Here is a 770-nt window from a genome sequence, read left to right as displayed (position 1 = left end):
AGAAAGTGAAGCACTTTTTTACCACTGGCCTTTTTGTTTCAGTGAACGCTTAAGAGCGATTATTCTGTTCTTTCAGCAGGTCACGAATTTCACTTAGTAATACTTCTTCTTTAGATGGTGCTGGGGGTGCCGCTGGCTCTTCAGCTTTTTTACGATTCAATTTATTGATCAGTTTGATTGCCATAAAGATAGCAAACGCAACAATAATGAAATCGAAGACATTCTGAATGAATACGCCGTAATGCATGACCACCGCCGGGATGTCTCCCTGCGCATCACGTAACGTTAATGCAAACTGTTTAAAATCAATCCCACCAATTAGCAACCCCAGTGGCGGCATGATGATATCGGCAACCAGTGATGAAACGATCTTACCGAATGCCGCACCAATAATGACACCCACTGCCAAATCGACAACATTCCCGCGCATCGCGAATTCGCGAAACTCTTTAATAATGCTCATTTTATTCTCCCTATGCAGCTGACGTTTATAAGTTTAACAAATGTTTAGGCAATTTCCATTTATGTATTGCGGAAAGGGAAAATTATTAGGCCCTGATAAATAAAGGGAAATAAAAAAGGCGCTATATTAGCGCCTAAATTATTACAGGAAGAAGGGGCTTGGCTGGAATAAGCGCTCGACGTCGGTAATAAACTTTTTATCTGTCAGGAACATAATAACGTGATCGCCCTGTTCAATACGCAGGTTGTCATTAGCAATCATCACATCATTACCCCGTACAACAGCGCCAATAATAGTGCCGGGCGGA

General features: G+C 41.9%; 1 protein-coding gene and 1 pseudogene. Both read right to left on the bottom strand.

Going from position 1 to position 770, the window contains the following annotated elements; translation table 11 throughout:
* Window positions 1–49 precede the first annotated feature (49 nt).
* Window positions 50–463, bottom strand: coding sequence for a large-conductance mechanosensitive channel protein MscL (gene mscL, locus KQJ18_RS24270; protein WP_003031152.1), 414 nt, complete (start codon window positions 461–463; stop codon window positions 50–52).
* Between the two features lie 141 nt (window positions 464–604).
* A pseudogene (locus KQJ18_RS24265) lies at window positions 605–770 on the bottom strand (TrkA C-terminal domain-containing protein); the annotation flags it as partial.

The organism is Citrobacter sp. S55_ASV_140 (genome assembly GCF_018919505.1).
Classification (GTDB): Bacteria; Pseudomonadota; Gammaproteobacteria; order Enterobacterales; family Enterobacteriaceae; genus Citrobacter; species Citrobacter werkmanii.
This window is presented reverse-complemented; position numbering and strand designations above follow the sequence as displayed.

What these genes read in the sequence shown, in the direction of transcription:
- mscL (WP_003031152.1), bottom strand. Translation starts at nt 463, where the DNA reads ATGAGCATTATTAAAGAGTTTCGCGAATTCGCGATGCGCGGGAATGTT.